Below are 22,873 nucleotides of genomic sequence, written 5' to 3' on the forward strand. Positions count from 1 at the left end.
CCAGGAGGAACTCACATGAAAATAGGATTGATCGGCTTAGGGAAAATGGGCATAAACATAGGAAAGCAATTGATCGACCGCAATCATCAAGCAATCGGTTATGACGTGAATCAAGCGGCTGTTGATGAACTGATATCTTATGGGGCTGAGGGGACAACAAATATAAAAGAATTGATTTCATTATTAGATACGCCGCGAATTTTGTGGATGATGGTGCCGCATGGCGTTGTAGATACTGTACTGAGTGATGTGGCACCGTTATTAAACGAAGGGGATATTATCATTGAGGCTGGAAATTCTCATTATAAAGAATCGATCCGGCGCTACAATCAAATGAAAGAAGCCGGTCTTCATTATCTCGACGCCGGAACTTCGGGCGGTATGGAGGGGGCGCGTCACGGGGCTTGTTATATGGTTGGAGGAGATCCGGAAGCATGGCGTATCGCGGAGCCGCTGTTTCGGGATACTGCTGTAGAAAATGGATATTTATATGCCGGAGAAGCGGGCAGCGGCCACTTTTTGAAAATGATTCATAATGGCATTGAGTACGGAATGATGGCTGCCATTGGTGAAGGATTTGAAGTGCTGGAAAACAGTCCGTTTGAATTTGACTATGAGAAAGTCGCAAGGGTATGGAATCATGGCTCTGTCATAAGGTCGTGGCTTATGGGGCTGACTGAGCGAGCTTTTTCTAAAGACGCGAGGCTGGATCAGATCAAAGGCGTCATGCATTCCTCAGGGGAAGGGAAATGGACAGTGGAAACGGCACTAGATCTGCAGACAGCAGCTCCGGTGATCGCGATGTCGCTCTTGATGAGATACCGTTCGTTAACAGACGATACGTTTACAGGAAAGGTCGTTGCTGCGCTCCGTAATGAATTTGGAGGACATGCAGCAGAAAAAAAGTAAGGGGGGCGAAGCGGGCCGCCCTTATTTTTTTGATGCTTTCACCAGATGAGGAAACTTTATATATATGATTAGCATCAGGATCAGAACGTAGGCCCCGTAAATACTGAAAGATAATAATTTGTTGCTGGAGAAATTGGCGCCGGCAATGGTAACAACTAAAATGTTCGGAATTTTTCCTATTAAAGAGGCGAAGAAAAAAACATGCCACCGAACACTGCTTAGTCCGCATACAACGTTCATGACTAGAGAAGGGATAACAGGGATAAGCCTTCCCAATAAAACTGCAGTAAACGCATTTTTATCGAATGAAGCCTCGTAGCCTTGTATAGCAGGATAAGCTTTTATTTTTTTTCTGGCCCAATCTCGAAAGCTGTACCTCGCGAGAAAAAACAGCAATATCGTACCGAGCATTGAACCGGCCAGTGTAATCCAAACACCATTTGCAATTCCGAACACAGCGCCATTTAAAGCTGCAATGATTGCAAACGGCACAATCGGGAAAAAGACGTCGGCGGCTATCAGCAGCATACTACATAAAACGGAGATCAATCCGCCTGCTTTTATAGCATCAAGCCAAGCTTCTTTCTGATAGAACCCGACTGCAATAACGGCGATGATCAAGATTATACCTAAAGTCTTTTTTAACATATCAATTATCCACTCCCAACACTTGTGGCGATGTCAGGAGGCAGAATCTCCGGCATCTACGTTAGTATAACTTGTACCGTTTCGGTGGTTCAACTGTAATACGAGTGGGGGGAAATACAATTCTTTTTTATCTAGTAAAATAGGCTGTCCATTTCTCTTGTTGCTGCATTCTTTAATAGTAGGGAGGGATAGAAATGGTAGCGATAAAAAAGGATTCTATACCAAAATCAAACGATAACCGTCCCGGCTATGCGATGACACCTGTATATATTACCGTGCACAATACAGCAAATACCGCCAAAGGTGCCGATGCAAAAATGCACGCTGATTATGTGAAAAACCCAAGTACATCTGTCAGCTGGCATTTTACAGTAGACGATTCAGACATCTATCAGCATCTTCCTCTTACTGAAAACGGGTGGCATGCTGGCGACGGCACCAATGGGACAGGGAATCGCAAATCAATCGGGATTGAAATCTGTGAAAATGCAGACGGCGATTTTGACAAAGCAGTAGCTAATGCGCAGTGGCTGATCAAAAAATTAATGAAGGATCACAATATTTCGCTGGATCGTGTTGTTCCCCACAAAAAATGGTCTGGAAAAGAATGTCCCCGCAAACTCTTACATCAATGGAGTGCTTTCAAAAACGGAATTTCTTCCTCTGATACGCCATCTAAAGAATCACCCAAATCTTATCCTCTGCCTTCAGGAGTAATAAAACTCACTGCGCCTTATAGAAAAGGCACTAAAGTTCTTCAGCTGCAAAAGGCTTTAGCCGCCCTTCATTTTTACCCCGATAAAGGCGCGAAGAATAACGGTATTGACGGCATTTATGGACCGAAAACAGCAAATGCCGTGAAACGTTTTCAGCTGATGAATGGATTAAAAGCTGATGGTATCTACGGACCAAAAACAAAGGCCAAGCTTAAAGCGAAATTAAAATAAATGCAGAGGTAATCAGTAGCCTGTTTCCTCTGGCGGAAGCAGGTTATTGCATTCAACTCTTTGAAGTGTTTTTTCGCAGAAAAAGTCGGGAACTGAAATAGATATCTCATCCCTTACTGGAAATAGAATGATTTTAGTTGAGAGGGACACGTTAACAATAGAGAGAACGCTATAACGAAAAAACTCTGCGTTGAATGAAACAGAACAGAGGTATAACATAAAGATGAAGCTTTTGGGGGTGTAAAGATGAAGTATATGTTCATCCTTTTCCTTCTGCTGTTCGTTACAGCAGGATGTGAAGGAAAGGGATACGAAGACGTGGTAGCATTTGGTGACAGCAATACACGCGGCTCTAATTGGGATTATCGTGACTATCCAAAAGCGCAGCAGTGGGTCAATATTTTAAAAACGGCTGAACGCGGGAATCTTGATATCCTCAACGCAGGAATTGGAGGACAAACGACTGAAGATGCCCGTTTACGGTTTCAAACAGATGTACTCGATCAAAAACCTAAGCATCTTTTTATTATGTTTGGCACTAATGACGCTGGGATTCTGGCTGAAGGAAAGCCAAGAGTGTCAAAGCTGCGTTTCAGAGAGAATCTGGTTTACTTTATAAAAGAAAGCAGAAAACACGGCATCAAGCCTGTTTTAATGACGTGTATCCCTATTATTGAAGGAAACGGGAAGCATCACCTCTTTTACTATTCCAGGTATAAAGCGGCTGCTTTTGAATCAAAAGGCGGGGCGAGAAAGTGGCATAACTCATACAATGATATTACAAGAGATGTCGCGAAACATATGAATGTGCCTCTCGTAGACAACTGGAAGCACTTTATAGAAGCAGACGGCGGAAAAGCTACTGATGAAGCACTTATCCAATCCGGCTTGATAGATCCTTCAGGCAATCATATGACACCTAAAGGGGCAAGGATAGTTTATGAAGGAATACAAGATGGGCAGGTCCTGAAGCGCTGATCCGGACAAAGACCTAAGCCGTTTTATTTCTCCTACATAGGCTGTTATAGAAACATTTTTAAGGAGGCGCGCTTCACATGTACAGCGGTTATTTATACACGTATCCTTTCGGCGGCTGGCCATATGGCGCAAGCAGAGCATACGGATACGCTTTTATCGTTGTTTTGATTGTTGTTCTCCTGATTGTGGGCGGAGTGTATTGGTTCACATGAAATCCAGCCCTGGAAACACCTCTTTTTAGGGGTGTTTTTTGCTGAAAACAGTAGTAAAGCGCGTAACTGAAGTGATATAATATCAGTCATCTGAGTAAAAAAAGGAAATACGCCCGGAAAAAATAGACAAATTCCTATTAAGAAGATACGGAAATAATATGTCCGAGCGATCTTCTTTTTATTTCGTTTTCGATTAACTCGATAAAGTCACGATTTAAATTCATTTCGGTGGCTTTGAAATAAGATTCTATTAATAATTCATCAGACAATTTTCTCATGCTAGGAACCCAATTAATGGGAGAGACACCTCCTTCATAGTTGGAATCATTCATGACTTTGTGACATACATTTATAGGTTGCGTTCATCTGAAGCTGAAGATTATCTTTAATCTACCATGAATTGCATATAAGAACAATCGTTCTGTTATCCACACCAAAAAGTGGATAACTTGTGAGTATCGTGTTTATAATTTGTCTAAAGAGTGATGTAATAAGAGTGGATAGTGTGTGTAAATTTATCCACACCTGGTGAAGAAACCCAATTTTTGTCGAAATTTTTTTGCTCAGTTTTTCTTTAAGCGCAAGTTCGATTTTTTTCGACATGAATTTTAAGAGAAAGAAAAGGGAAGGGTGCGGGTTTTGTTAAAAAAGTTTTTTTTACCTGACGAGTTTGTTAAAAATATTTTTCATATTACACCTGAAAAATTAAAGGAACGAAATGTAAAAGGAATTATCACTGACCTGGATAATACACTTGTTGAATGGGACAGACCAAACGCGACGCCGCGATTGATCGAGTGGTTTGAAGAAATGAAAGAGCACGGCATTAAAGTGACGATTGTCTCTAATAATAATGAGCGAAGAGTAAAACTTTTCTCGGAACCGCTCGGCATACCATTCATCTATAAAGCAAGAAAACCGATGGGCAAAGCCTTTAATAGAGCAGTGCGCAATATGGAGCTGAAAAAAGAGGACTGTGTTGTCATCGGAGACCAGCTGCTGACTGATGTACTCGGCGGGAACCGTAACGGCTACCATACGATCCTGGTCGTGCCTGTCGCTTCCTCGGATGGCTTTATTACGCGCTTTAACCGCCAGGTCGAACGCAGAATACTGAGTGCTCTCAAACGAAAAGGGCACATTCAGTGGGAGGAGTAAGAATGGAAAAGGTTGTTTGTATCGGGTGCGGAGTCACAATCCAAACCGAAGACAAAAATGGTCTGGGATACGCGCCGCCGGCTTCGCTTTCTAAAGAAAGTGTGATTTGCCAGCGCTGCTTCAGACTGAAAAACTACAATGAAATACAAGACGTTTCCTTAACGGATGATGACTTTTTAAACATCCTTCATGGAATTGGAGAAACTGATTCTCTCGTTGTTAAAATTGTTGATATTTTCGATTTTAACGGCAGCTGGATTAATGGATTGCAGCGCTTAGTCGGAGGCAATCCTATATTGTTAGTCGGAAACAAGGCGGATATTCTGCCTAAATCGCTCAAAAGAGAACGGCTGATCCAGTGGATGAAGCGCGAAGCGAAAGAGCTTGGCTTAAAACCGATTGACGTATTTTTGGTCAGTGCGGGACGCGGCCAGGGAATCAGAGAAGTCATTGATGCGATTGAGCATTACCGTAACGGCAAGGATGTTTACGTTGTCGGCTGTACCAATGTAGGGAAATCAACGTTCATTAACCGGATTATCAAGGAAGTGTCCGGTGAAGACAACATCATCACGACATCTCAATTCCCGGGTACAACTCTTGATGCAATTGAAATTCCGTTAGATGACGGCTCAGCGCTTTATGATACGCCGGGAATCATCAATCATCATCAAATGGCGCACTATGTAAACAAAAAGGATTTAAAAGTACTCTCGCCCAAAAAGGAACTGAAGCCGCGCACATTCCAGCTAAACGATCAGCAAACGCTGTATTTCGGCGGACTGGCAAGGTTTGATTATGTTTCAGGTGAAAGAGCTGCCTTTGTCTGCTATATGCCGAATGAATTAATGATTCACAGAACGAAACTAGAAAATGCAGACGCGCTTTATGAAAAGCACGCAGGAGAATTGCTCACACCGCCGGGAAAAGATGATATGGATGAGTTTCCAGAGCTGGTTGCCCATACGTTTACGATGAAAGAGCAAAAGACAGATATCGTTTTCTCTGGGTTAGGCTGGGTAACGGTGCATGACGCGAATAAAAAAATAACGGCTTATGCGCCAAAAGGCGTTCACGTATTTGTTCGGCGCTCATTAATTTAACAAAAAGGGGAGAGGAGTATGAAGAAGCTGTACGGGGTTATCGGAAATCCGATTGCGCATTCCATGTCGCCGGATATCCATAACGCGGCTTTGAAGGATCTTGGTTTGGACGGACACTACCATGCATTTAAGGTGGAAGAGAATCGTCTGGAAGATGCGGTAAAAGGGATAAGAGCTCTTGGTGTACAAGGCATCAATGTGACTGTTCCGCACAAGGTTTCCATCATGGATCATCTCGATCATATTGATGAGAGCGCAAAAGTGCTTGGTGCCGTTAACACTGTCAGAAGAGAAGGAGACAAGCTTGTCGGATATAATACAGACGGAGAAGGCTTTGTGAAATCTTTAATGAGAATTTTGGACAAACCAGTCTCCGAACTGTCTTTCTTAATGATCGGCGCGGGCGGGGCAGCCAGAGCGATTTTTACAACGATCGTCCGCGACAATCCGGAAAAGTTTGATATTTGCAACCGAACGATAGAAAAAGCCAAACAGCTCGCAGAATCTGCTCCCTCGTTCCGCAATGTAGAAGTGTTAAGCATAAAAGAAGCAGAAGAACGGCTTGAGCAGTATGATGTAATTATCCATACAACATCTGTAGGCATGTATCCAAACGTGGAAGATATTCCGCTTTCATTGCAGCGTGCTGCAAGCAGTGCGGTTGTTTGCGATATCGTGTATAATCCGATTCAGACTTCACTATTAAAAGAAGCAAAGCAAAAAGGTCTGAAAACACTGGATGGAGTCGGCATGTTTGTTGAGCAGGCGGCATTGTCTTTCCGCTTGTGGACGGGACATGAGCCTGATGTTGAAAAAATGAGATCTATTGTAGTAGGGAAATTAGGAGGAAAATAATGTTAACAGGAAAACAAAAACGTTTCTTGCGTTCAAAAGCGCACCATTTAAGCCCGATTTTTCAAGTAGGAAAGGGCGGAGTCAATGACAACATGATTAAACAAATTTCTGAAGCGCTTGAAGCGAGAGAGCTGATTAAAATCAGCGTTCTTCAAAACTGCGAAGACGATAAAAATGATGTTGCGGAAGCTCTTGTAAAAGGAAGCCGCGCACAGTTGGTTCAGACGATCGGCAATACAATTGTTTTATATAAGGAATCAAAGGAAAATAAACAAATCGAGCTTCCTTAAGGTGGTTGAAATGAAGAAAATCGGAATTTTCGGAGGCACGTTTGATCCTCCGCATAACGGTCACCTTTTAATGGCGAATGAGGTGCTGTATCAGGCGGAGCTCGACGAAATTTGGTTTATGCCCAATCAAATTCCTCCGCATAAACAGGATGAAGACTATACAGACAGCACTCATCGGGTGGAAATGCTGAAGCTTGCTATTCAGTCTAATCCATCCTTTAAGCTGCAGCTGGCTGAAATGGAAAGAGAAGGGCCGTCATATACCTTTGATACCGTTTCTTTACTAAAGCAGCGATATCCGAATGATCAGCTTTTCTTTATTATCGGTGCTGACATGATTGAATACCTGCCGAAATGGTATAAGCTGGACGAGCTGCTGAATCTTATTCAATTTATCGGAGTAAAGCGCCCCGGTTTTCATGTTGAAACCCCTTATCCGCTTCTCTTTGCAGACGTTCCGGAGTTTGAGGTATCATCGACTATGATAAGGGAACGGTTTAAAAGCAAGAAGCCCACTGACTACTTAATCCCTGATAAAGTGAAGAAGTATGTAGAGGAGAATGGTTTATATGAATCGTGAGGAGGCACTTGCCTGCGTCAAGCAGCAATTGACCGAGCATCGATATATCCATACAATTGGCGTAATGAACACGGCGATTGAACTTGCGGAGCGCTTTGGCGCCGACTCCAAAAAAGCGGAAACGGCGGCTATCTTTCATGATTACGCCAAATTCCGCCCGAAAGAAGAAATGAAACAAATTATAGCCAGAGAAAAAATGCCCGCGCATCTGTTGGATCACAACCCGGAACTGTGGCATGCTCCGGTCGGCGCTTACCTAGTCCAGAGAGAAGCGGGAATTCATGACGAAGATATTCTTGACGCGATCAGATATCATACCTCTGGGCGTCCGGGCATGACGCTTTTGGAAAAAGTCATTTACGTTGCTGATTATATTGAACCAGGCCGTAAATTTCCCGGTGTCGATGAGGTGCGTGAACTTGCAGAAACGGATTTGAATCAAGCGTTGATTCAGTCGATCAAAAATACAATGATTTTTCTAATGAAAAAAAATCAACAGGTTTTCCCAGATACATGTTTAACTTATAACTGGCTTGTGTCTGGCAAATGAACAGGAGGAATATGTGAATGAATCAAACGTCCATTTTAAAGATTGCAGCTGCGGCTTGCGACGATAAGCGGGCAGAGGATATTTTAGCACTAGATATGGAAGGAATTTCTCTGGTTGCGGATTATTTTCTGATCTGCCACGGTAATTCAGACAAACAAGTGCAGGCCATTGCGCGTGAAATCAAGGACCAGGCTGAAGAAAACGGCATTGAAGTCAAAAAGATGGAAGGCTTCGATGAAGCAAGATGGGTATTAGTTGACCTTGGGGATGTCATTGCCCATGTGTTTCATAAGGATGAAAGAAGCTATTACAACCTAGAAAAACTGTGGGGAGACGCTCCGCTCGCAGACCTGGAACTTGGATTGAACCAATGATTTACCAAGGCTTTGCAAGCGTGTATGACGAGTTAATGTCTCACGCACCTTACGACAAATGGACAAAGTGGATTGAAGCATCTCTACCGGAAAAAGGCCGTATTCTCGATTTGGCATGCGGCACCGGAGAAATTTCAATCCGGCTTGCCGAAAAAGGCTTTGAAGTCACCGGGATTGATCTCAGTGAAGAAATGCTTTCTTACGCCCAGCAAAAAGTACCAGCTAAACAGCCGATTCTTTTCCTTCAGCAGGACATGAGAGAGATTACCGGATTTGAAGGCCAGTTTGACGCGGTTGTGATCTGCTGTGACTCCTTGAACTATTTAAAAACGAAAAATGACGTAATGAATACCTTTAAAAGTGTATTTCAGGTGCTGAAGCCGGACGGCATATTGCTGTTTGATGTTCATTCACCATATAAAATAACCGAGGTTTTTCCTGGGAGCACGTTTGCTGATCAGGACGAAGATATCAGCTATATTTGGCAAAGCTTTGCCGGAAGTGAAGAGCTTTCCGCCATTCATGATATGTCGTTTTTTGTTTGGAACGGAGAGGCGTACGACCGCCTCGACGAAACACATGAGCAAAGAACGTTCCGAGTGGATGAATACGAAGAAATGCTGGCAAGCTGCGGCTTTCAGCTTCATAAGGTTACCGCTGATTTTACCGATTCAGCGCCGTCACCACAATCTGAGCGCCTGTTCTTTAAAGCACAGAAATCAAAAACCATCGTTTACTAAGACGATGGTTTTTAAAATGCCTTTTTACCCTTTTGCATACAACAGACGGCTATGACATACTCGTTTACACATGAAACTGCTTCTTCACCGCGGAAATATCCTCTTCGTACTTCAAATGCGTATTTTGAAACACCCGATGAAACATATCCTGTACACCGCTTTCGAGTGCTTTAATGCCTTCTCCTGTCACGCCGCCTTTTACGCAAACTTTTTCCTGTAATGCAGGAAGGGTATACAATTCGGTTTCTAACAGTTTCCCCAGCCCGACAAGCATTTCTTTACACATGAGTATAGCGTCCTGTTTAGACACTGACGTTTCCGTAACGGCTGCATCTATAAACCGCTGAACCAGATAGCTCATAAAAGCGGGTCCGCAGCTTACGATATCTGACGCTACTCTTGTGATGTCACTTTCAATTTGCAGCGGATTAGAAATGTGCTTCATCAGCTCGTTGATTTTTGTTTTTGCTGCCTCCCCGCAGCTTTTACCGAAGGTGACAAGAGAAACGCCAGCAAGCGCCCGGTTTGTAATACTCGGGATAACTCGTGCCACTTGACATGGCACATACTGTTCCAGCTGATCAGTCTGAAGCGGGCTTGTAATTGAAATGAGAATGTGATCCTTTGTTAAATAAGGGACTGCCCTTGACAATAATGGATATATATCAAGCGGCTTTACACAGATGAAAATGATCTCATTTTCTGCAACAAGCTTTTCAAGGCTCTCTGTTACGTTTAAGCTGTTGTAGCGGTTTTTTATCTTCAACGCTTTTTCAATTGTGCGGTTTGTGATTGTGATGTTTGAGGGATCGGCTGCTTGTGATTCAATAAATGATTCTATAAGGATCGTACCCATATTTCCAGTGCCGATAAAGCCAATCTTCAATGATTTCCCCTCCTTTGAGCTATTATCCTCTAAACCATATGTGATAAAGAAACAAAATATGACGAAAGCGGGGCGCATGCAAGTTGAATTGGTTGAATCAACATAAAACGATAATCATGTCAGTTGGCTCTGCTGCTGTTCTCATTGCAGTTCTTTGCCTCTTTTTTTTCAGCGGAAATAACAAAGAGCCTGTAAAACAAGTTGTATCTAGTGAAAAGGAAAATGAGGAGGTCAAGCAGGAAGCAACAAAAGACAAAGCGGAAGAAAATATTGTAATCGATATAAAAGGCGCTGTTAAGCATCCCGGCGTTTATGAAATGCATACGGGAGACAGAGTATCGCAGGCTATTGAGAAAGCAGGCGGCATTGGTGAAAAAGCAGATGAAACGCAAGTGAATTTGGCGGAACTTTTACAGGACGGTACAGTGGTGTATATACCGAGTAAGGGAGAAGAGGCGGCACAGCAAGCGGCCGGCGGTGCTGTACAAAGCAGTACGGGGAAGGAGACTTTGGTCAATATCAACACAGCAACATTAGAGGATTTACAAAACATTTCGGGAGTAGGGCCTTCAAAAGCCGAAGCGATTATTGCGTATCGGGAAGAGAACGGGCGTTTCCAGACAATCGAAGATATCACAAAGGTTTCGGGAATTGGCGAAAAATCTTTTGAAAAAATAAAGTCTTCCATTACAGTAAAGTGAATTGACGGTCATGCATGAGGATAGGTAAACTAAAGAACAGGCAACACAACATTTGGAGGGAACAACGTGGAACGAATTTCATGGAACCAATATTTTATGGCTCAAAGCCATTTACTGGCACTGCGCAGCACCTGCCCGAGATTGTCTGTCGGCGCTACCATTGTCAGAGATAAACGCATGATTGCAGGAGGCTATAACGGATCAATCGCAGGCGGCGTACATTGCGCGGACGAAGGATGCTTAATGATAGACGATCATTGCGCGAGAACGATTCACGCGGAAATGAATGCGATTCTTCAATGCTCTAAATTTGGAGTGCCGACAGATGGAGCGGAGATATATGTCACGCACTATCCGTGTATTCAATGCTGTAAGTCTATCATTCAAGCCGGTATCAAAACAGTATATTACGCTGAGGATTATAAAACACATCCGTATGCCCAGGAGCTATTTGAGCAATCAGGCGTTACGGTTGAACAGGTTGAACTCGATGAAATGATCGTTGATCTGAAAAACAGAGAAAAGCTTTCATTTGTAGCGGGGCTTTTAGAAAAATTAGCGGATGCCGGTCTTGCAGAGGAAGATTTGAAGAAAATACATGAACAGGCTAATAAACTTTTTACGAGTTATGTGTGATTGATGCGGAATTCGCGTCTATTATTGCCTTTGGCGGCAGCTTCAGCAACGGCTGGAATTGCTGCCGCCTCTTATTTCTCCGCTGTCTTTCTCTTCTTCCTCTTTCTTCTTATTGTGTCAATCAAAACAAGGCACGCTCCACTCATTTTTGTTTGTTTATTCTCTTTTGTACTCAATGTTGCCCTGTTTAAGATCACAGATTCTCAAAATACTTCTTCGTATCAGCAGGGCAGCTATCACTTCAAGGCGGTTATTCATAGTATTCCTAAAATTGACGGGGATCGGATGTCTATGCTGATCAAGACGCCCGATGGCGAAAAATGGGCTGCCTCTTATCGGATTCAGTCTTTAGCTGAAAAAGACAAACTGTCACATCTAGAGCCGGGTATGGCATGCGAATTGACTGGTACTTTGGAGAAGCCAAAACAAGCAACAGTGCCGGGAACATTTGATTATCAACAGTATCTTTACCGGCAGCATATTCATTGGAGCTATTCTGTCACATCTATTGGAAATTGCAGCGAGCCTTCAGATGTCCGGTATAAGCTTCTCAGTTTGAGAAAATACATCGTATCATTTACGAACACGCAGCTTCCGCCAGATTCAGCAGGAATCGTACAGGCGCTTACAGTAGGTGAAAGATCTTATTTAGATGACGATGTGCTTAATGCTTACCAAAGTCTAGGTGTTGTCCATCTGTTAGCCATCTCAGGACTCCATATCGGGATTTTGACAGCAGGCCTATTTTACGCAATGATCCGTCTGGGCATAACAAGAGAAAATGCGTCAATCCTATTGCTTTTGTTTCTGCCGATCTATGTTATTTTGACAGGTGCAGCGCCTTCTGTTCTCCGAGCCGCTCTGATGTCCGGCATCTACTTAGCGGGAAGCCTTTTTCAGCAGCGGGTGAATTCTGCCGGGGTAATCTGTCTTTCGTATATTGTCCTCTTGCTTTTTAATCCCTACTACCTTTTTGAAGCTGGATTTCAGCTTTCATTTGCGGTCAGTTTTTCTTTAATTCTCTCATTGTCTATTTTTCAGCATATCAAAACGAGTCTGGGACAGCTGACGATTGTATCTGTTATTGCCCAGCTAGGCTCACTACCCATTCTTCTGTATCATTTTCAGCAGTTTTCTATCATTAGCATTCCAATGAATATGGTGTTGGTGCCTTTTTATACATTCTGTATTTTACCGGCTGCTATTATAGGAGTTATTCTATTATTTTTTTCAGCGTCCGTCGGTCAATTTCTGTTCTATTGGTTTGATGTAATGATGACCTGGATCAACAGACTGATCACTAAAATCGCTGATATAGAAATATTCACAATCATCATCTCTCGCGCTGCACCTGCTCTTCTTCTCTTATTCACGCTCACTGTCATCATATTGCTTATGAGTATTGAGAAACCCTCATTTCCCCGGCTGACAGTGTCCACAGGCCTTTTTTGTGCAACGCTTATCCTGCTCTTTGTTTCCCCTTATGTTAGTTCCGAGGGAGAAGTAGATATGATTGATATCGGACAAGGTGACAGTATGTTTGTCAGTGCACCGTATCAGAAAGGCCGTGTTTTAATTGATACGGGAGGCACTTTGTCTTATTCGTCAGAGCCTTGGCGGGAAAAACAGCATCCTTTTTCACTGGGGGAAAAGGTGCTGATCCCTTTTTTAACGGCAAAGGGCATCAAGCAGCTTGATGCGCTGATACTGACGCACGCAGATCAAGACCATATCGGAGAGGCAGAGGTTTTGCTGAAGCATCATAAAGTGAAGCGTCTCATCATTCCGAAAGGGTTTGTTTCTGAACCTCATGATGAGAAAGTGCTGCGGACTGCCAGACAGGAGGGTGTGGCAATTGAAGAGGTGAAGCGGGGTGATGTATTGCAAATAAAGGACTTACAGTTTCATGTGCTGTCACCGGAAACGCCTGATCCGGCAAGTAAAAATAATTCTTCTCTCGTTCTATGGATGAAAACAGGCAGGATCAGCTGGCTCCTGACGGGTGATCTGGAAAAAGAGGGGGAACAGGAGGTTATCGATGTGTTCCCAAATATAAAAGCGGATGTGTTAAAGGTGGGGCATCATGGAAGCAAGGGCTCGACCGGTGAAGAATTCATCAAACAGCTTCAGCCCAAAACGGCGGTCATCTCAGCGGGTGAAAACAATAGGTACCATCATCCGCATCAAGAAGTTCTTCAATTGTTAAAGAGCCGATCCATTCGTGTGCTGCGCACTGATCAAAGCGGCACGATCCAATACACGTACAAAAGCGGATCTGGAACCTTTTCTGTTTATCCTCCATATGATACATCAGATATGACAGAGACGAATTAAAAAAGACTGCCGAGAAATCAGCAGCCCGGGCAGTCGTGTTATGAACCAACCAGGTGAATAACCGTTGCCATGACAAACAATAAGGCGAAAAATCCGAAGGACACAACAAAACCAACCGCTGAATCTACAGCATCATTTCGTTTGCTTTGAACGTTTTTTTCAAAATCATTCAATTTCATCCCCCCTGACTGACTTAAGTATAATGGAATCGTTTTGAAAAATCTAGAAGCTAAGGTAACGTTTTCTGTTCTGGTGATTATCGCCTTTTTACAAGCTGTCCCGGGGGCTTGCGAACAGGCGTTTAATATAAATGGGGAAGCAGCTGTCAGGCTTCCTCTTTACTATTTTGCAAACTCAATTTAGGATAGAAGGGGATGATGAAAGAGAGGAAGTCGTACAACAATGGTATTTGATGTGTGGAAAAGCCTGAAAAAAGGAGAAGTCCATCCGGTTTATTGTTTATACGGAAAAGAGACGTATCTGCTCCAGGAAACCGTCAGCAGGATCAGACAGACGGTGATTGATCAAGAGACGAAAGATTTCAACCTGTCTGTTTTTGATTTGGAGGAAGACCCGCTTGATCAGGCGATTGCCGACGCTGAAACGTTCCCGTTTATGGGGGAGCGGCGCCTTGTCATTGTGAAAAATCCATATTTTTTAACGGGTGAGAAAAAGAAAGAAAAAGTTGAGCACAACGTCAGTGCGCTTGAATCGTATATACAATCACCGGCACCATATACGGTCTTTGTTCTGCTTGCGCCTTATGAAAAACTGGATGAGCGGAAAAAACTGACCAAAGCGCTAAAAAAGCAGGCGTTCATGATGGAGGCAAAGGAATTAAACGCGAAGGAAACGACAGACTTTACGATCAATCTGGCGAGAACCGAGCAGAAAACGATCGGCACCGAGGCGGCAGAGCATTTGGTTTTGCTTGTAAACGGGCATCTGTCATCTCTTTTTCAGGAGATTCAGAAACTCTGCACGTTTATTGGAGACCGTGAAGAAATTACGCTGGATGATGTGAAAATGCTTGTGGCGAGAAGCCTGGAACAAAATATCTTTGAACTGATTAATAAAATCGTCAATCGGAAACGAACTGAGAGTCTGCAAATTTTTTATGATTTGCTCAAACAAAATGAAGAACCGATCAAAATTATGGCTCTTATATCGAACCAGTTCCGGCTGATCCTGCAGACGAAATATTTCGCGGAACAAGGGTACGGCCAAAAACAGATTGCCTCTAATTTAAAGGTGCATCCATTCCGGGTAAAGCTGGCGATGGATCAAGCGAGACTTTTTTCAGAAGCCGAGCTTCGGTCTATTGTTGAACAGCTTGCCGTTATGGACTATGAGATGAAAACCGGGAAAAAGGACAAGCAGCTTTTACTAGAGCTTTTTCTCTTGCAGCTGTTAAAAAGAAATGAAAAAAACGATCCTCATCATTGAGGATCGTTTTTGTTTTATGCAGAAAGTCCGTTCACTTTTTTCGCTAGTCTTGATTTGTATCGAGCTGCGGCATTTTTGTGTACAAGACCTGTTTTCACTGCTTTATCAATACGTTTAGCTGCTTCAGTAAGAGCAGTTTTCGCTTTGTCAGCTTCGTTGTTTGCAACAGAAGCTTCAACTTGTTTGATTGCAGTACGCATAGCAGATTTGATTGTCGCGTTATGAGCGCGGCGTTCGTTATTAGTTTTTGTACGTTTAATCGCTGATTTAATGTTTGGCATGTGTTTCACCTCCTAAGATACAACCTGTAGCACAGTGTCTTAAGGTTAAATCTTCTTCACAATAGAACAAATTGTATTCTATCAAACACACCTTTAGATTGCAATATAAATGTAAAGTATTTTTCATTGAAGGAATGCTTTTAAGCATGATTCATTTTATAAATGGAAACAATATGGATACTGAATATCGAAGGAGGCCCTGTATGAAAAAGAGTGAGCTGGATGTAAATCAGTATTTGGTACGTACGGATTTAGCGGTTGAAACGAAGGAAGCCATGGCTAATCAGCAGGCTGTGCCTGCAAAAGAGATAAAAGGTTTTATCGAAAAAGAACGCGATCATGGCGGAATAAAAATCCGCACTGTTGATATCACGAAGGAAGGCGCTGAGCTTTCAGGAAAAAAAGAAGGACGTTATTTAACGATTGAGGCTCAAGGAATCAGAGAAAATGACTCGGAAATGCAAGAGAAAGTATCTGCTGTATTTGCGGAAGAATTCTCAGCTTTTTTGGAAAGCCTTAAGATCTCAAAGGATGCGAGCTGTTTAATTGTCGGCCTCGGCAACTGGAACGTGACACCTGATGCGCTCGGTCCGATGGCTGTAGAAAATCTATTGGTGACAAGACATTTATTTAAACTCCAGCCTGAAAATGTGCAGGAGGGCTACAGGCCAGTTAGCGCATTTGCTCCTGGTGTCATGGGAATTACAGGCATCGAAACAAGCGACATTATTAAAGGGGTAATCGAACAGTCAAAACCTGATTTTGTGATTGCCATTGATGCACTTGCGGCGCGTGCGGTAGAAAGGGTCAACACAACCATTCAAATATCAGATACAGGAATTCACCCGGGGTCAGGCGTTGGAAATAAACGCAAAGACTTGAGCAAGGACACCCTGGGCGTACCTGTCATTGCAATCGGTGTACCGACAGTCGTTGACGCGGTAACAATTGCCAGCGATACGGTTGACTACATATTAAAGCATTTTGGCAGAGAAATGAGAGATGACAGTCCGTCGAGATCGCTTGTTCCGGCGGGAATGACGTTTGGGAAAAAGAAAGTGCTTACTGAAGAGGATCTTCCCGACCCAAAACAGCGTCAATCGTTTCTCGGCATTGTCGGGACTCTTGAAGAAAACGAAAAGCGGCAGCTCATTCATGAGGTGCTGGCGCCTCTGGGCCATAATTTGATGGTCACGCCGAAGGAAGTCGATTCATTTATTGACGATATGGCAAATGTGCTGGCAAACGGATTAAATACAGCGCTTCATGAAAAGGTGTCTCAAGAAAACAAAGGCTCCTATAATCACTAAACGGTTCTACTTCCTCTAGCTTGTTCATAGAGTAATTACTAGACAAGCGCTGGAGGGATTCAATGAGAAATAAACGCAGAAACAGACAAATTGTTGTTGCAGTGAATGGCGGGAAAGCGATAAAGGCGATCTTTCTATTTATCGCAAGCCTAGTAGTGATTTTTGTTTTATCTGGTGTGCTGACGTCTCTCCGGCCGGAACTCAGGCCTTCGTCTGACTCTTTTTACGGGATTGCCGACGAACTGCCGGGTGACGTATTTGCACACTTGCTGCGGATGGAAAACCATTATTTCGCTTCTGACCTTTCTCAAACCGACAGCTCATTTCATCTATCACGTCTTTCTTTAAAGCTGGCGACAAGTATTAATCTCGAAGATCCGCGAAGTTTTCTTGGACGCGAGCTGCCTGGGTTTGCGCAATTTGACACAGAGATTCTTTTAGCGGGACAAGGCACCGATTATACAAACATGCCGTCGGAATCCCCGCCGCCTTCAAAGGTGATGCAGGAAGAAAGAGAAGCGAATTTGGCGGAGATTGAAAAACAGCAGACGCAAACAGACAATACGAAAAAAGACCCGCCAAAACAAACAACCGGCGATAAGAAGGTTGTCTTTATCTATCACACGCACAATACAGAATCTTATCTCCCGTTATTAAAAGGTGAGACCGACCCCGATATGGCGCGTCATTCTAAAGCAAACGTCACCCTCGTGGGAGACATGTTCGGAAAAGCGCTGCAATCTCAAGGTATCGGAGCCACAGTTAATAAAACGGATATACAGGCAAAACTGAGCAAAAAAGGGTTGAATTATGCCAGATCCTATGATGAATCAAGGCCGGTCGTGCAGGAAGCCCTTGCGTCAAATAAAAATCTGCAATATATCATTGACATCCATAGAGACTCCAGGCGCAAGAAAAATACGACGGCAACCATTAAAGGGAAAAGCTATGCCCGGGTGGCGTTTGTGGTCGGCAAAAAAAGCAAGAATTTCGAAGAAAACTACAAAATTGCAAGTGAGCTTCACAAGCTGATGGAGAAAAAATACCCAGGACTCAGCACAGGGGTCTTTTCTAAAGGCTCACCAGGCGATAACGGAGTTTACAACCAAGACTTAAACGACAGAGCGCTTTTGCTTGAATTCGGCGGAGTGGATAACAATCTCGAAGAGCTGCAGCGGGCGGCTGACGCAACCGCTGACGTATTCAGCGAAATGTACTGGGATGCTGAAAAGGTTAACGCTGAAAGCGGCGAGACGAAAAAACAATAAGAAATAGGTGGTCGAGTTGATTGCATATCTTGGCAAATGCTTGCTTCTTGTGGCGATGATGTTTATAGGCGTCCTGTTCGGCATGCAGCAGGCGAATAACGGCATGCTGAGCATGAAAGGCTATCATGATCCTTCACTGAAAGGCGCGTTTACGCTCACAGACGGAGAAAATAATGAAAAAGAAGCGACCGTTTTAGGGGAAACAGTAACCTCGAAAGATTTAGAAGAAAAACAAAAAGAGCTGGAACAGGTGGAAACCTTTAACGTTTTCTCTAAAGCCGGAAAAACGCTTTCTGACACAGTGACAAACACAGCCCAATCGATGTATGAATGGATACGGGATATGAGAAAATAAGTGCTTGAAAGAGAAAAGCAGCCCCAGTATGAGAGGGAACTTTTCTCTTTCTTGTTTTACATTGAATCTTTACAATCCTATTGATATAATCTAAGCTAGTGTATTTTGCGTTTAATAGTAGGAGTGATAGATTGTGACAGATAAAGAAAAGCGTTTAGAGAGGCAGTCGAGAATTCGGAATTTCTCCATCATCGCCCATATTGACCACGGAAAATCGACCTTAGCGGATCGAATTTTAGAAAAAACGTCGGCAATCACTCAACGAGAAATGAAAGAACAATTGCTTGATTCTATGGATCTTGAACGCGAACGGGGCATTACCATTAAATTAAACTCTGTTCAGCTTAAATACAAAGCGAAAGACGGAGAGGAATATATTTTCCACCTGATTGACACACCGGGACACGTCGATTTCACATATGAAGTATCCCGAAGCCTTGCTGCCTGCGAAGGAGCGATACTTGTCGTGGATGCGGCGCAAGGAATTGAAGCGCAGACGCTTGCGAACGTTTACTTGGCACTTGATAATGACCTTGAAATTCTTCCAGTCATTAATAAAATCGATCTGCCAAGCGCAGAGCCGGAACGAGTTCGCCAAGAGGTGGAGGATGTCATCGGCCTTGACGCATCGGAAGCCGTGCTCGCTTCAGCAAAAGCCGGGATCGGGATTGAAGAGATATTAGAGCAGATCGTAGAAAAGGTGCCTGCTCCGACCGGAGATCCAGAGGCGCCGCTTAAAGCGCTGATCTTCGACTCGCTTTATGACGCTTACCGCGGTGTCGTGGCTTATATCAGAGTCGTTGAAGGAACGGTAAAGCCGGGGCAAAAAATCAAAATGATGGCAACCGGCAAAGAGTTTGAAGTGACAGAAGTCGGTGTGTTCACGCCGAAAGCAACTCCGACAGATGAACTGACCGTCGGCGATGTAGGCTTTTTAACTGCTGCGATCAAAAATGTCGGTGACACACGCGTCGGTGACACGATAACAAGCGCGGCCAATCAAGCTGCCGAAGCATTGCCTGGATATCGCAAGCTGAACCCGATGGTGTATTGCGGTTTGTATCCGATCGATACGGCCAAATACAACGATTTAAGGGAAGCTCTTGAGAAGCTTGAACTGAATGACTCATCGCTTCAATATGAAGCAGAGACATCCCAAGCGCTCGGATTCGGTTTCCGCTGTGGATTTTTAGGTATGCTTCACATGGAAATCATCCAGGAGCGGATTGAGCGTGAGTTTAAAATCGACCTGATCACAACGGCACCGAGTGTTATCTATGATGTGTATATGACAGACGGCGAAAAGGTTGTTGTCGACAACCCGTCCAACATGCCTGACCCACAAAAGATCGAAAGAATCGAGGAGCCGTATGTAAAAGCGACAATGATGGTGCCGAACGATTATGTCGGTGCGGTGATGGAGCTTTGCCAAGGAAAACGGGGCAATTTTATCGACATGCAATATTTAGACGCAAATCGTGTCAGCATTGTCTATGACATGCCATTAGCGGAAATCGTCTATGAGTTTTTTGATCAGCTGAAATCAAGCACAAAAGGCTACGCGTCCTTTGATTACGAACTGATCGGCTACAAACCGTCTAAACTTGTCAAGATGGACATAATGCTGAACGGAGAAAAAATCGACGCCCTTTCATTTATCGTGCATCGCGATTACGCGTACGAACGCGGAAAAGTAATTGTAGAAAAACTGAAAGAGCTCATTCCGCGCCAGCACTTTGAAGTACCGATTCAAGCGGCGATCGGCCAAAAAATCGTGGCCCGCTCTACCATTAAAGCGATGCGTAAAAACGTATTGGCTAAATGTTACGGCGGAGACATCTCGCGGAAACGGAAGCTTCTTGAAAAACAAAAAGAAGGAAAACGCCGAATGAAGCAGGTTGGCTCAGTTGAAGTGCCGCAAGAAGCATTTATGGCGGTCCTGAAAATGGACGACAGTCCGAAAAAATAATAGAAGCCGCCGCAGTCCTGTACTGCGGCTTCTTTCTGTAAAGAAGGTGAATACATTGAAATCAGCTTATATCCATATTCCATTTTGTGAGCATATTTGCCACTACTGCGATTTCAATAAATATTTTATTCAAAGCCAGCCCGTCGGCGAGTATTTAAACGCACTCGAGAAGGAAATAATAAATACGATAGAAAAAACGGGGCAGCCTGATTTGGATACGATTTTTATCGGAGGAGGCACGCCGACATCCCTCTCTGAGGACCAACTCAAAAAATTGATGGACATGGTCAGCCGTGTGCTGAAGCCTTCAGACTCTTTAAAAGAATTCGCTGTTGAGGCGAACCCTGACGACCTGTCAGCAGAAAAATTGAAAATACTCAAAGAAGCGGGCGTTAATCGTTTAAGTTTCGGTGTGCAAACATTTGAAGACGACCTTCTAGAAAAAATCGGACGGGTGCATAAACAAAAAGACGTATTTGCATCTTTTGAGCGTGCAAGGGAAATTGGTTTTGAAAATATCAGTCTCGATTTGATGTTCGGTCTTCCCGGACAAACGCTTAAACATCTGGATCATTCTTTAAAAACTGCTTTATCCCTGAACGCAGAGCATTATTCCGTTTACTCTCTCATTGTAGAACCGAAAACGGTATTTTATAATTTGATGCAAAAAGGGCGGCTTCATCTGCCGGCGCAGGAACAGGAAGCCGAAATGTACGAAACGGTGATGAGCCGGATGGAAGCTGCCGGTATTCATCAATATGAAATCAGCAATTTTGCAAAGCAAGGCATGGAATCTCAGCACAATCTGACGTACTGGAGCAACGAGGAATATTTCGGTTTCGGAGCAGGAGCCCACGGGTATATCGGCGGAATTCGAACGGTAAACGTCGGACCTGTTAAGCATTACATTGACCTGATAGCTGAAAAAGGTTTTCCTTATCGCGATACACATGAAGTGACGATGGAAGAACAAATTGAAGAAGAGATGTTTTTAGGATTAAGAAAAACATCCGGAGTCAGCAAAAAACGGTTTGAAGAGAAATACGGTCGTTCTCTTGATAAACTGTTTCCCGGCGTTTTAAAAGAGCTGTCTGAAAAGGAACTGATTCTTAACACAGAATCTGCCGTTTGTTTGACTCATCAGGGAAAATTATTGGGTAATGAAGTTTTTGGCGCTTTTTTGGGTGAGTTATAATTGACATTTTTCTTGTGGTTTGATACTTTTGTTATAGATTTAGCACTCGCTTGTTGAGAGTGCTAACAGAGGTGATGATGATGTTAACAAATCGTCAGCTGCTGATCCTTCAGGTCATAATCAACGATTTTATTAAATCGGCGCAGCCGGTCGGATCTAGAACTCTTTCGAAAAAAGATGAAATCACATTTAGCTCTGCAACAATAAGAAACGAGATGGCTGACTTGGAGGAGCTGGGCTTTATTGAGAAAACCCACTCTTCCTCAGGACGTGTTCCGTCGGAAAAAGGGTACCGGTATTATGTTGATCATTTGCTGTCGCCCGTCAAACTGACAAAAACCGACCTAGACCAAATCCACTCGATCTTCAAAGAAAAAATATTCGAGCTGGAAAAGACAGTTCAAAAATCAGCACAAATTTTGTCCGATCTTACGAATTATACGTCTATCGTACTCGGGCCGAAGTTGAGCGAGAATTATCTTAAACAGATTCAAATCATACCGATTCAGCCCGATAAAGCGGTAGCCATTCTCGTAACCAATACGGGGCATGTGGAAAATAAAACGATTAATTTTCCAACCAAAATGGATCTGTCTGATATTGAAAAGCTGGTAAATATACTGAACGACCGTTTAACCGGTGTTCCGATGGATGAACTGAATGAACGCATTTTTAAAGAAGTTGTCATGTACTTAAGGCAGCACATTAAGAACTACGACAACATCCTTGAAGCGCTGCGCTCAACATTTCATTCGACAAGTCACGTTGAAAAATTGTTTTTCGGCGGGAAAATCAATATGCTGAACCAGCCCGAGTTCCATGATATCGGCAGAGTGCGGTCGCTGCTTTCTCTAATCGAAAAGGAGCAGGACGTCTTGAAGCTCGTCCAATCTTCAGATACAGGCATTTCGATTAAAATCGGAAAAGAAAATGACTATGAAGAGATGGAAAACTGCAGCCTGATTACAGCCTCTTATTCAGTAGATAAGAAGCAAATAGGCTCAATTGCGATCATCGGACCAACCCGTATGAATTATTCACGGGTGGTCAGTCTGCTTCAGCATGTGACTTCAGACTTGTCAAAAGCATTAACAAGTTTGTATGATGAGTAAGGGAAATTTGGCAAATTTTATCGAAGGGCATCACCC

General features: G+C 43.4%; 28 protein-coding genes. 23 read left to right on the plus strand and 5 right to left on the minus strand.

The features are described 5' to 3' along the window. Window positions 1-15 precede the first annotated feature (15 nt). The gene (gnd, locus tag DIC78_RS18545) at window positions 16-909 is read left to right on the plus strand and encodes a phosphogluconate dehydrogenase (NAD(+)-dependent, decarboxylating) (RefSeq protein ID WP_127696750.1); all 894 of its coding nucleotides are present in this window, start codon (window positions 16-18) and stop codon (window positions 907-909) included. 21 nt (window positions 910-930) lie between these two features. Here gnd and DIC78_RS18550 read toward each other — a convergent pair whose 3' ends face one another. Beyond that, entirely contained in the window at window positions 931-1,557 is a 627-nt protein-coding gene (locus DIC78_RS18550) for a TVP38/TMEM64 family protein (protein WP_024122122.1), read from the minus strand. A gap of 194 nt (window positions 1,558-1,751) precedes the next feature. On the opposite strand from DIC78_RS18550, the gene DIC78_RS18555 reads away from it, so the two are divergent. The 3 genes from DIC78_RS18555 (at window position 1,752) to DIC78_RS22025 (ending at window position 3,694) form a co-directional block, all read left to right on the plus strand. After that, entirely contained in the window at window positions 1,752-2,504 is a 753-nt protein-coding gene (locus DIC78_RS18555; RefSeq protein ID WP_127696751.1) for a peptidoglycan recognition protein family protein, read from the plus strand. Between the two features lie 246 nt (window positions 2,505-2,750). Further along, on the plus strand, window positions 2,751-3,482 hold the full coding sequence (locus DIC78_RS18560; RefSeq protein WP_105953571.1) for an SGNH/GDSL hydrolase family protein: 732 nt from the start codon (window positions 2,751-2,753) through the stop codon (window positions 3,480-3,482). A 77-nt stretch (window positions 3,483-3,559) separates the two neighbouring features. Further along, the gene (locus tag DIC78_RS22025) at window positions 3,560-3,694 is read left to right on the plus strand and encodes a hypothetical protein (RefSeq protein WP_010335019.1); all 135 of its coding nucleotides are present in this window, start codon (window positions 3,560-3,562) and stop codon (window positions 3,692-3,694) included. 137 nt (window positions 3,695-3,831) lie between these two features. On the opposite strand, the gene sda is transcribed toward DIC78_RS22025, so the two are convergent. Then, window positions 3,832-3,972 (minus strand): sporulation histidine kinase inhibitor Sda, encoded by a 141-nt coding sequence (gene sda, locus DIC78_RS18565; RefSeq protein WP_003226124.1) that lies wholly within the window; start codon window positions 3,970-3,972, stop codon window positions 3,832-3,834. 361 nt (window positions 3,973-4,333) lie between these two features. On the opposite strand from sda, the gene DIC78_RS18570 reads away from it, so the two are divergent. The 8 genes from DIC78_RS18570 to DIC78_RS18605 are packed head-to-tail and all read left to right on the plus strand — an operon-like array spanning window position 4,334 to window position 9,344. Beyond that, window positions 4,334-4,852: a YqeG family HAD IIIA-type phosphatase gene (locus tag DIC78_RS18570; RefSeq protein WP_003226126.1), complete on the plus strand. Its 519-nt coding sequence runs from the start codon at window positions 4,334-4,336 to the stop codon at window positions 4,850-4,852. A 2-nt stretch (window positions 4,853-4,854) separates the two neighbouring features. Then, the gene (yqeH, locus tag DIC78_RS18575; RefSeq protein ID WP_024122119.1) at window positions 4,855-5,955 is read left to right on the plus strand and encodes a ribosome biogenesis GTPase YqeH; all 1,101 of its coding nucleotides are present in this window, start codon (window positions 4,855-4,857) and stop codon (window positions 5,953-5,955) included. Between the two features lie 18 nt (window positions 5,956-5,973). Continuing rightward, complete coding sequence (gene aroE, locus DIC78_RS18580; protein WP_038954228.1) at window positions 5,974-6,810, plus strand: shikimate dehydrogenase; 837 nt, start codon at window positions 5,974-5,976, stop codon at window positions 6,808-6,810. Next, complete coding sequence (yhbY, locus tag DIC78_RS18585) at window positions 6,810-7,100, plus strand: ribosome assembly RNA-binding protein YhbY (RefSeq protein WP_024122118.1); 291 nt, start codon at window positions 6,810-6,812, stop codon at window positions 7,098-7,100. The genes aroE and yhbY overlap by 1 nt, the downstream gene beginning before the upstream one ends. Window positions 7,101-7,110: 10 nt before the next feature. Continuing rightward, window positions 7,111-7,680, plus strand: coding sequence for a nicotinate-nucleotide adenylyltransferase (locus tag DIC78_RS18590; RefSeq protein ID WP_010335014.1), 570 nt, complete (start codon window positions 7,111-7,113; stop codon window positions 7,678-7,680). Continuing rightward, window positions 7,670-8,230: a bis(5'-nucleosyl)-tetraphosphatase (symmetrical) YqeK gene (gene yqeK, locus DIC78_RS18595; protein ID WP_024122116.1), complete on the plus strand. Its 561-nt coding sequence runs from the start codon at window positions 7,670-7,672 to the stop codon at window positions 8,228-8,230. Before DIC78_RS18590 ends, yqeK begins: the two co-directional genes overlap by 11 nt. Window positions 8,231-8,247: 17 nt before the next feature. Next, the gene (rsfS, locus tag DIC78_RS18600) at window positions 8,248-8,604 is read left to right on the plus strand and encodes a ribosome silencing factor (protein ID WP_044154484.1); all 357 of its coding nucleotides are present in this window, start codon (window positions 8,248-8,250) and stop codon (window positions 8,602-8,604) included. Continuing rightward, the gene (locus tag DIC78_RS18605; protein WP_106020124.1) at window positions 8,601-9,344 is read left to right on the plus strand and encodes a class I SAM-dependent DNA methyltransferase; all 744 of its coding nucleotides are present in this window, start codon (window positions 8,601-8,603) and stop codon (window positions 9,342-9,344) included. Before rsfS ends, DIC78_RS18605 begins: the two co-directional genes overlap by 4 nt. A gap of 64 nt (window positions 9,345-9,408) precedes the next feature. Here DIC78_RS18605 and comER read toward each other — a convergent pair whose 3' ends face one another. After that, window positions 9,409-10,230: a late competence protein ComER gene (gene comER, locus DIC78_RS18610; protein ID WP_024122113.1), complete on the minus strand. Its 822-nt coding sequence runs from the start codon at window positions 10,228-10,230 to the stop codon at window positions 9,409-9,411. Window positions 10,231-10,313: 83 nt separating this feature from the next. Between comER and DIC78_RS18615 the strand changes: the two genes are divergently transcribed. The 3 genes from DIC78_RS18615 (at window position 10,314) to DIC78_RS18625 (ending at window position 13,901) form a co-directional block, all read left to right on the plus strand. Beyond that, the gene (locus DIC78_RS18615; RefSeq protein WP_127696752.1) at window positions 10,314-10,931 is read left to right on the plus strand and encodes a helix-hairpin-helix domain-containing protein; all 618 of its coding nucleotides are present in this window, start codon (window positions 10,314-10,316) and stop codon (window positions 10,929-10,931) included. A 66-nt stretch (window positions 10,932-10,997) separates the two neighbouring features. Further along, entirely contained in the window at window positions 10,998-11,567 is a 570-nt protein-coding gene (locus DIC78_RS18620) for a ComE operon protein 2 (protein ID WP_010335007.1), read from the plus strand. Window positions 11,568-11,570: 3 nt separating this feature from the next. Next, complete coding sequence (locus DIC78_RS18625; RefSeq protein WP_127696944.1) at window positions 11,571-13,901, plus strand: DNA internalization-related competence protein ComEC/Rec2; 2,331 nt, start codon at window positions 11,571-11,573, stop codon at window positions 13,899-13,901. A gap of 38 nt (window positions 13,902-13,939) precedes the next feature. Here DIC78_RS18625 and DIC78_RS18630 read toward each other — a convergent pair whose 3' ends face one another. After that, the gene (locus DIC78_RS18630) at window positions 13,940-14,074 is read right to left on the minus strand and encodes a YqzM family protein (protein WP_010335005.1); all 135 of its coding nucleotides are present in this window, start codon (window positions 14,072-14,074) and stop codon (window positions 13,940-13,942) included. Window positions 14,075-14,114: 40 nt separating this feature from the next. On the opposite strand from DIC78_RS18630, the gene DIC78_RS18635 reads away from it, so the two are divergent. Both DIC78_RS18635 and holA read left to right on the plus strand, forming a co-directional pair. Continuing rightward, on the plus strand, window positions 14,115-14,264 hold the full coding sequence (locus DIC78_RS18635; protein ID WP_003229985.1) for a hypothetical protein: 150 nt from the start codon (window positions 14,115-14,117) through the stop codon (window positions 14,262-14,264). A gap of 39 nt (window positions 14,265-14,303) precedes the next feature. After that, window positions 14,304-15,347, plus strand: a complete 1,044-nt coding sequence (gene holA, locus DIC78_RS18640) for a DNA polymerase III subunit delta (protein ID WP_103672292.1) — start codon at window positions 14,304-14,306, stop codon at window positions 15,345-15,347. Window positions 15,348-15,361: 14 nt separating this feature from the next. Here the strand turns inward: holA and rpsT are convergent, their stop codons facing one another. Beyond that, entirely contained in the window at window positions 15,362-15,628 is a 267-nt protein-coding gene (gene rpsT / locus DIC78_RS18645) for a 30S ribosomal protein S20 (RefSeq protein ID WP_010335003.1), read from the minus strand. Window positions 15,629-15,831: 203 nt separating this feature from the next. Between rpsT and gpr the strand changes: the two genes are divergently transcribed. The 6 genes from gpr (at window position 15,832) to hrcA (ending at window position 22,837) form a co-directional block, all read left to right on the plus strand. Continuing rightward, the gene (gene gpr / locus DIC78_RS18650; protein ID WP_044154490.1) at window positions 15,832-16,938 is read left to right on the plus strand and encodes a GPR endopeptidase; all 1,107 of its coding nucleotides are present in this window, start codon (window positions 15,832-15,834) and stop codon (window positions 16,936-16,938) included. Between the two features lie 62 nt (window positions 16,939-17,000). Next, complete coding sequence (gene spoIIP / locus DIC78_RS18655; RefSeq protein WP_095713315.1) at window positions 17,001-18,206, plus strand: spore autolysin SpoIIP; 1,206 nt, start codon at window positions 17,001-17,003, stop codon at window positions 18,204-18,206. Window positions 18,207-18,222: 16 nt separating this feature from the next. Next, window positions 18,223-18,561, plus strand: coding sequence for a YqxA family protein (locus tag DIC78_RS18660; RefSeq protein WP_024122107.1), 339 nt, complete (start codon window positions 18,223-18,225; stop codon window positions 18,559-18,561). A 133-nt stretch (window positions 18,562-18,694) separates the two neighbouring features. Next, window positions 18,695-20,530: a translation elongation factor 4 gene (lepA, locus tag DIC78_RS18665; RefSeq protein ID WP_044154493.1), complete on the plus strand. Its 1,836-nt coding sequence runs from the start codon at window positions 18,695-18,697 to the stop codon at window positions 20,528-20,530. 55 nt (window positions 20,531-20,585) lie between these two features. Continuing rightward, window positions 20,586-21,725: a radical SAM family heme chaperone HemW gene (hemW, locus tag DIC78_RS18670; RefSeq protein WP_127696753.1), complete on the plus strand. Its 1,140-nt coding sequence runs from the start codon at window positions 20,586-20,588 to the stop codon at window positions 21,723-21,725. An 80-nt stretch (window positions 21,726-21,805) separates the two neighbouring features. Next, entirely contained in the window at window positions 21,806-22,837 is a 1,032-nt protein-coding gene (gene hrcA / locus DIC78_RS18675) for a heat-inducible transcriptional repressor HrcA (protein ID WP_095713313.1), read from the plus strand. Window positions 22,838-22,873 lie beyond the last annotated feature (36 nt).

This window comes from Bacillus halotolerans (genome assembly GCF_004006435.1).
GTDB classification, from domain to species: Bacteria; Bacillota; Bacilli; order Bacillales; family Bacillaceae; genus Bacillus; species Bacillus halotolerans.

Coding starts and splice junctions, on each gene's coding strand:
- gnd (WP_127696750.1), top strand. CDS start 16: ATGAAAATAGGATTGATCGGCTTAGGGAAAATGGGCATAAACATAGGA.
- DIC78_RS18550 (WP_024122122.1), bottom strand. CDS start 1,557: ATGTTAAAAAAGACTTTAGGTATAATCTTGATCATCGCCGTTATTGCA.
- DIC78_RS18555 (WP_127696751.1), top strand. CDS start 1,752: ATGGTAGCGATAAAAAAGGATTCTATACCAAAATCAAACGATAACCGT.
- DIC78_RS18560 (WP_105953571.1), top strand. CDS start 2,751: ATGAAGTATATGTTCATCCTTTTCCTTCTGCTGTTCGTTACAGCAGGA.
- DIC78_RS22025 (WP_010335019.1), top strand. CDS start 3,560: ATGTACAGCGGTTATTTATACACGTATCCTTTCGGCGGCTGGCCATAT.
- sda (WP_003226124.1), bottom strand. CDS start 3,972: ATGAGAAAATTGTCTGATGAATTATTAATAGAATCTTATTTCAAAGCC.
- yqeH (WP_024122119.1), top strand. CDS start 4,855: ATGGAAAAGGTTGTTTGTATCGGGTGCGGAGTCACAATCCAAACCGAA.
- aroE (WP_038954228.1), top strand. CDS start 5,974: ATGAAGAAGCTGTACGGGGTTATCGGAAATCCGATTGCGCATTCCATG.
- yhbY (WP_024122118.1), top strand. CDS start 6,810: ATGTTAACAGGAAAACAAAAACGTTTCTTGCGTTCAAAAGCGCACCAT.
- DIC78_RS18590 (WP_010335014.1), top strand. CDS start 7,111: ATGAAGAAAATCGGAATTTTCGGAGGCACGTTTGATCCTCCGCATAAC.
- yqeK (WP_024122116.1), top strand. CDS start 7,670: ATGAATCGTGAGGAGGCACTTGCCTGCGTCAAGCAGCAATTGACCGAG.
- rsfS (WP_044154484.1), top strand. CDS start 8,248: ATGAATCAAACGTCCATTTTAAAGATTGCAGCTGCGGCTTGCGACGAT.
- DIC78_RS18605 (WP_106020124.1), top strand. CDS start 8,601: ATGATTTACCAAGGCTTTGCAAGCGTGTATGACGAGTTAATGTCTCAC.
- DIC78_RS18625 (WP_127696944.1), top strand. CDS start 11,571: ATGCGGAATTCGCGTCTATTATTGCCTTTGGCGGCAGCTTCAGCAACG.
- holA (WP_103672292.1), top strand. CDS start 14,304: ATGGTATTTGATGTGTGGAAAAGCCTGAAAAAAGGAGAAGTCCATCCG.
- rpsT (WP_010335003.1), bottom strand. CDS start 15,628: ATGCCAAACATTAAATCAGCGATTAAACGTACAAAAACTAATAACGAA.
- gpr (WP_044154490.1), top strand. CDS start 15,832: ATGAAAAAGAGTGAGCTGGATGTAAATCAGTATTTGGTACGTACGGAT.
- spoIIP (WP_095713315.1), top strand. CDS start 17,001: ATGAGAAATAAACGCAGAAACAGACAAATTGTTGTTGCAGTGAATGGC.
- hrcA (WP_095713313.1), top strand. CDS start 21,806: ATGTTAACAAATCGTCAGCTGCTGATCCTTCAGGTCATAATCAACGAT.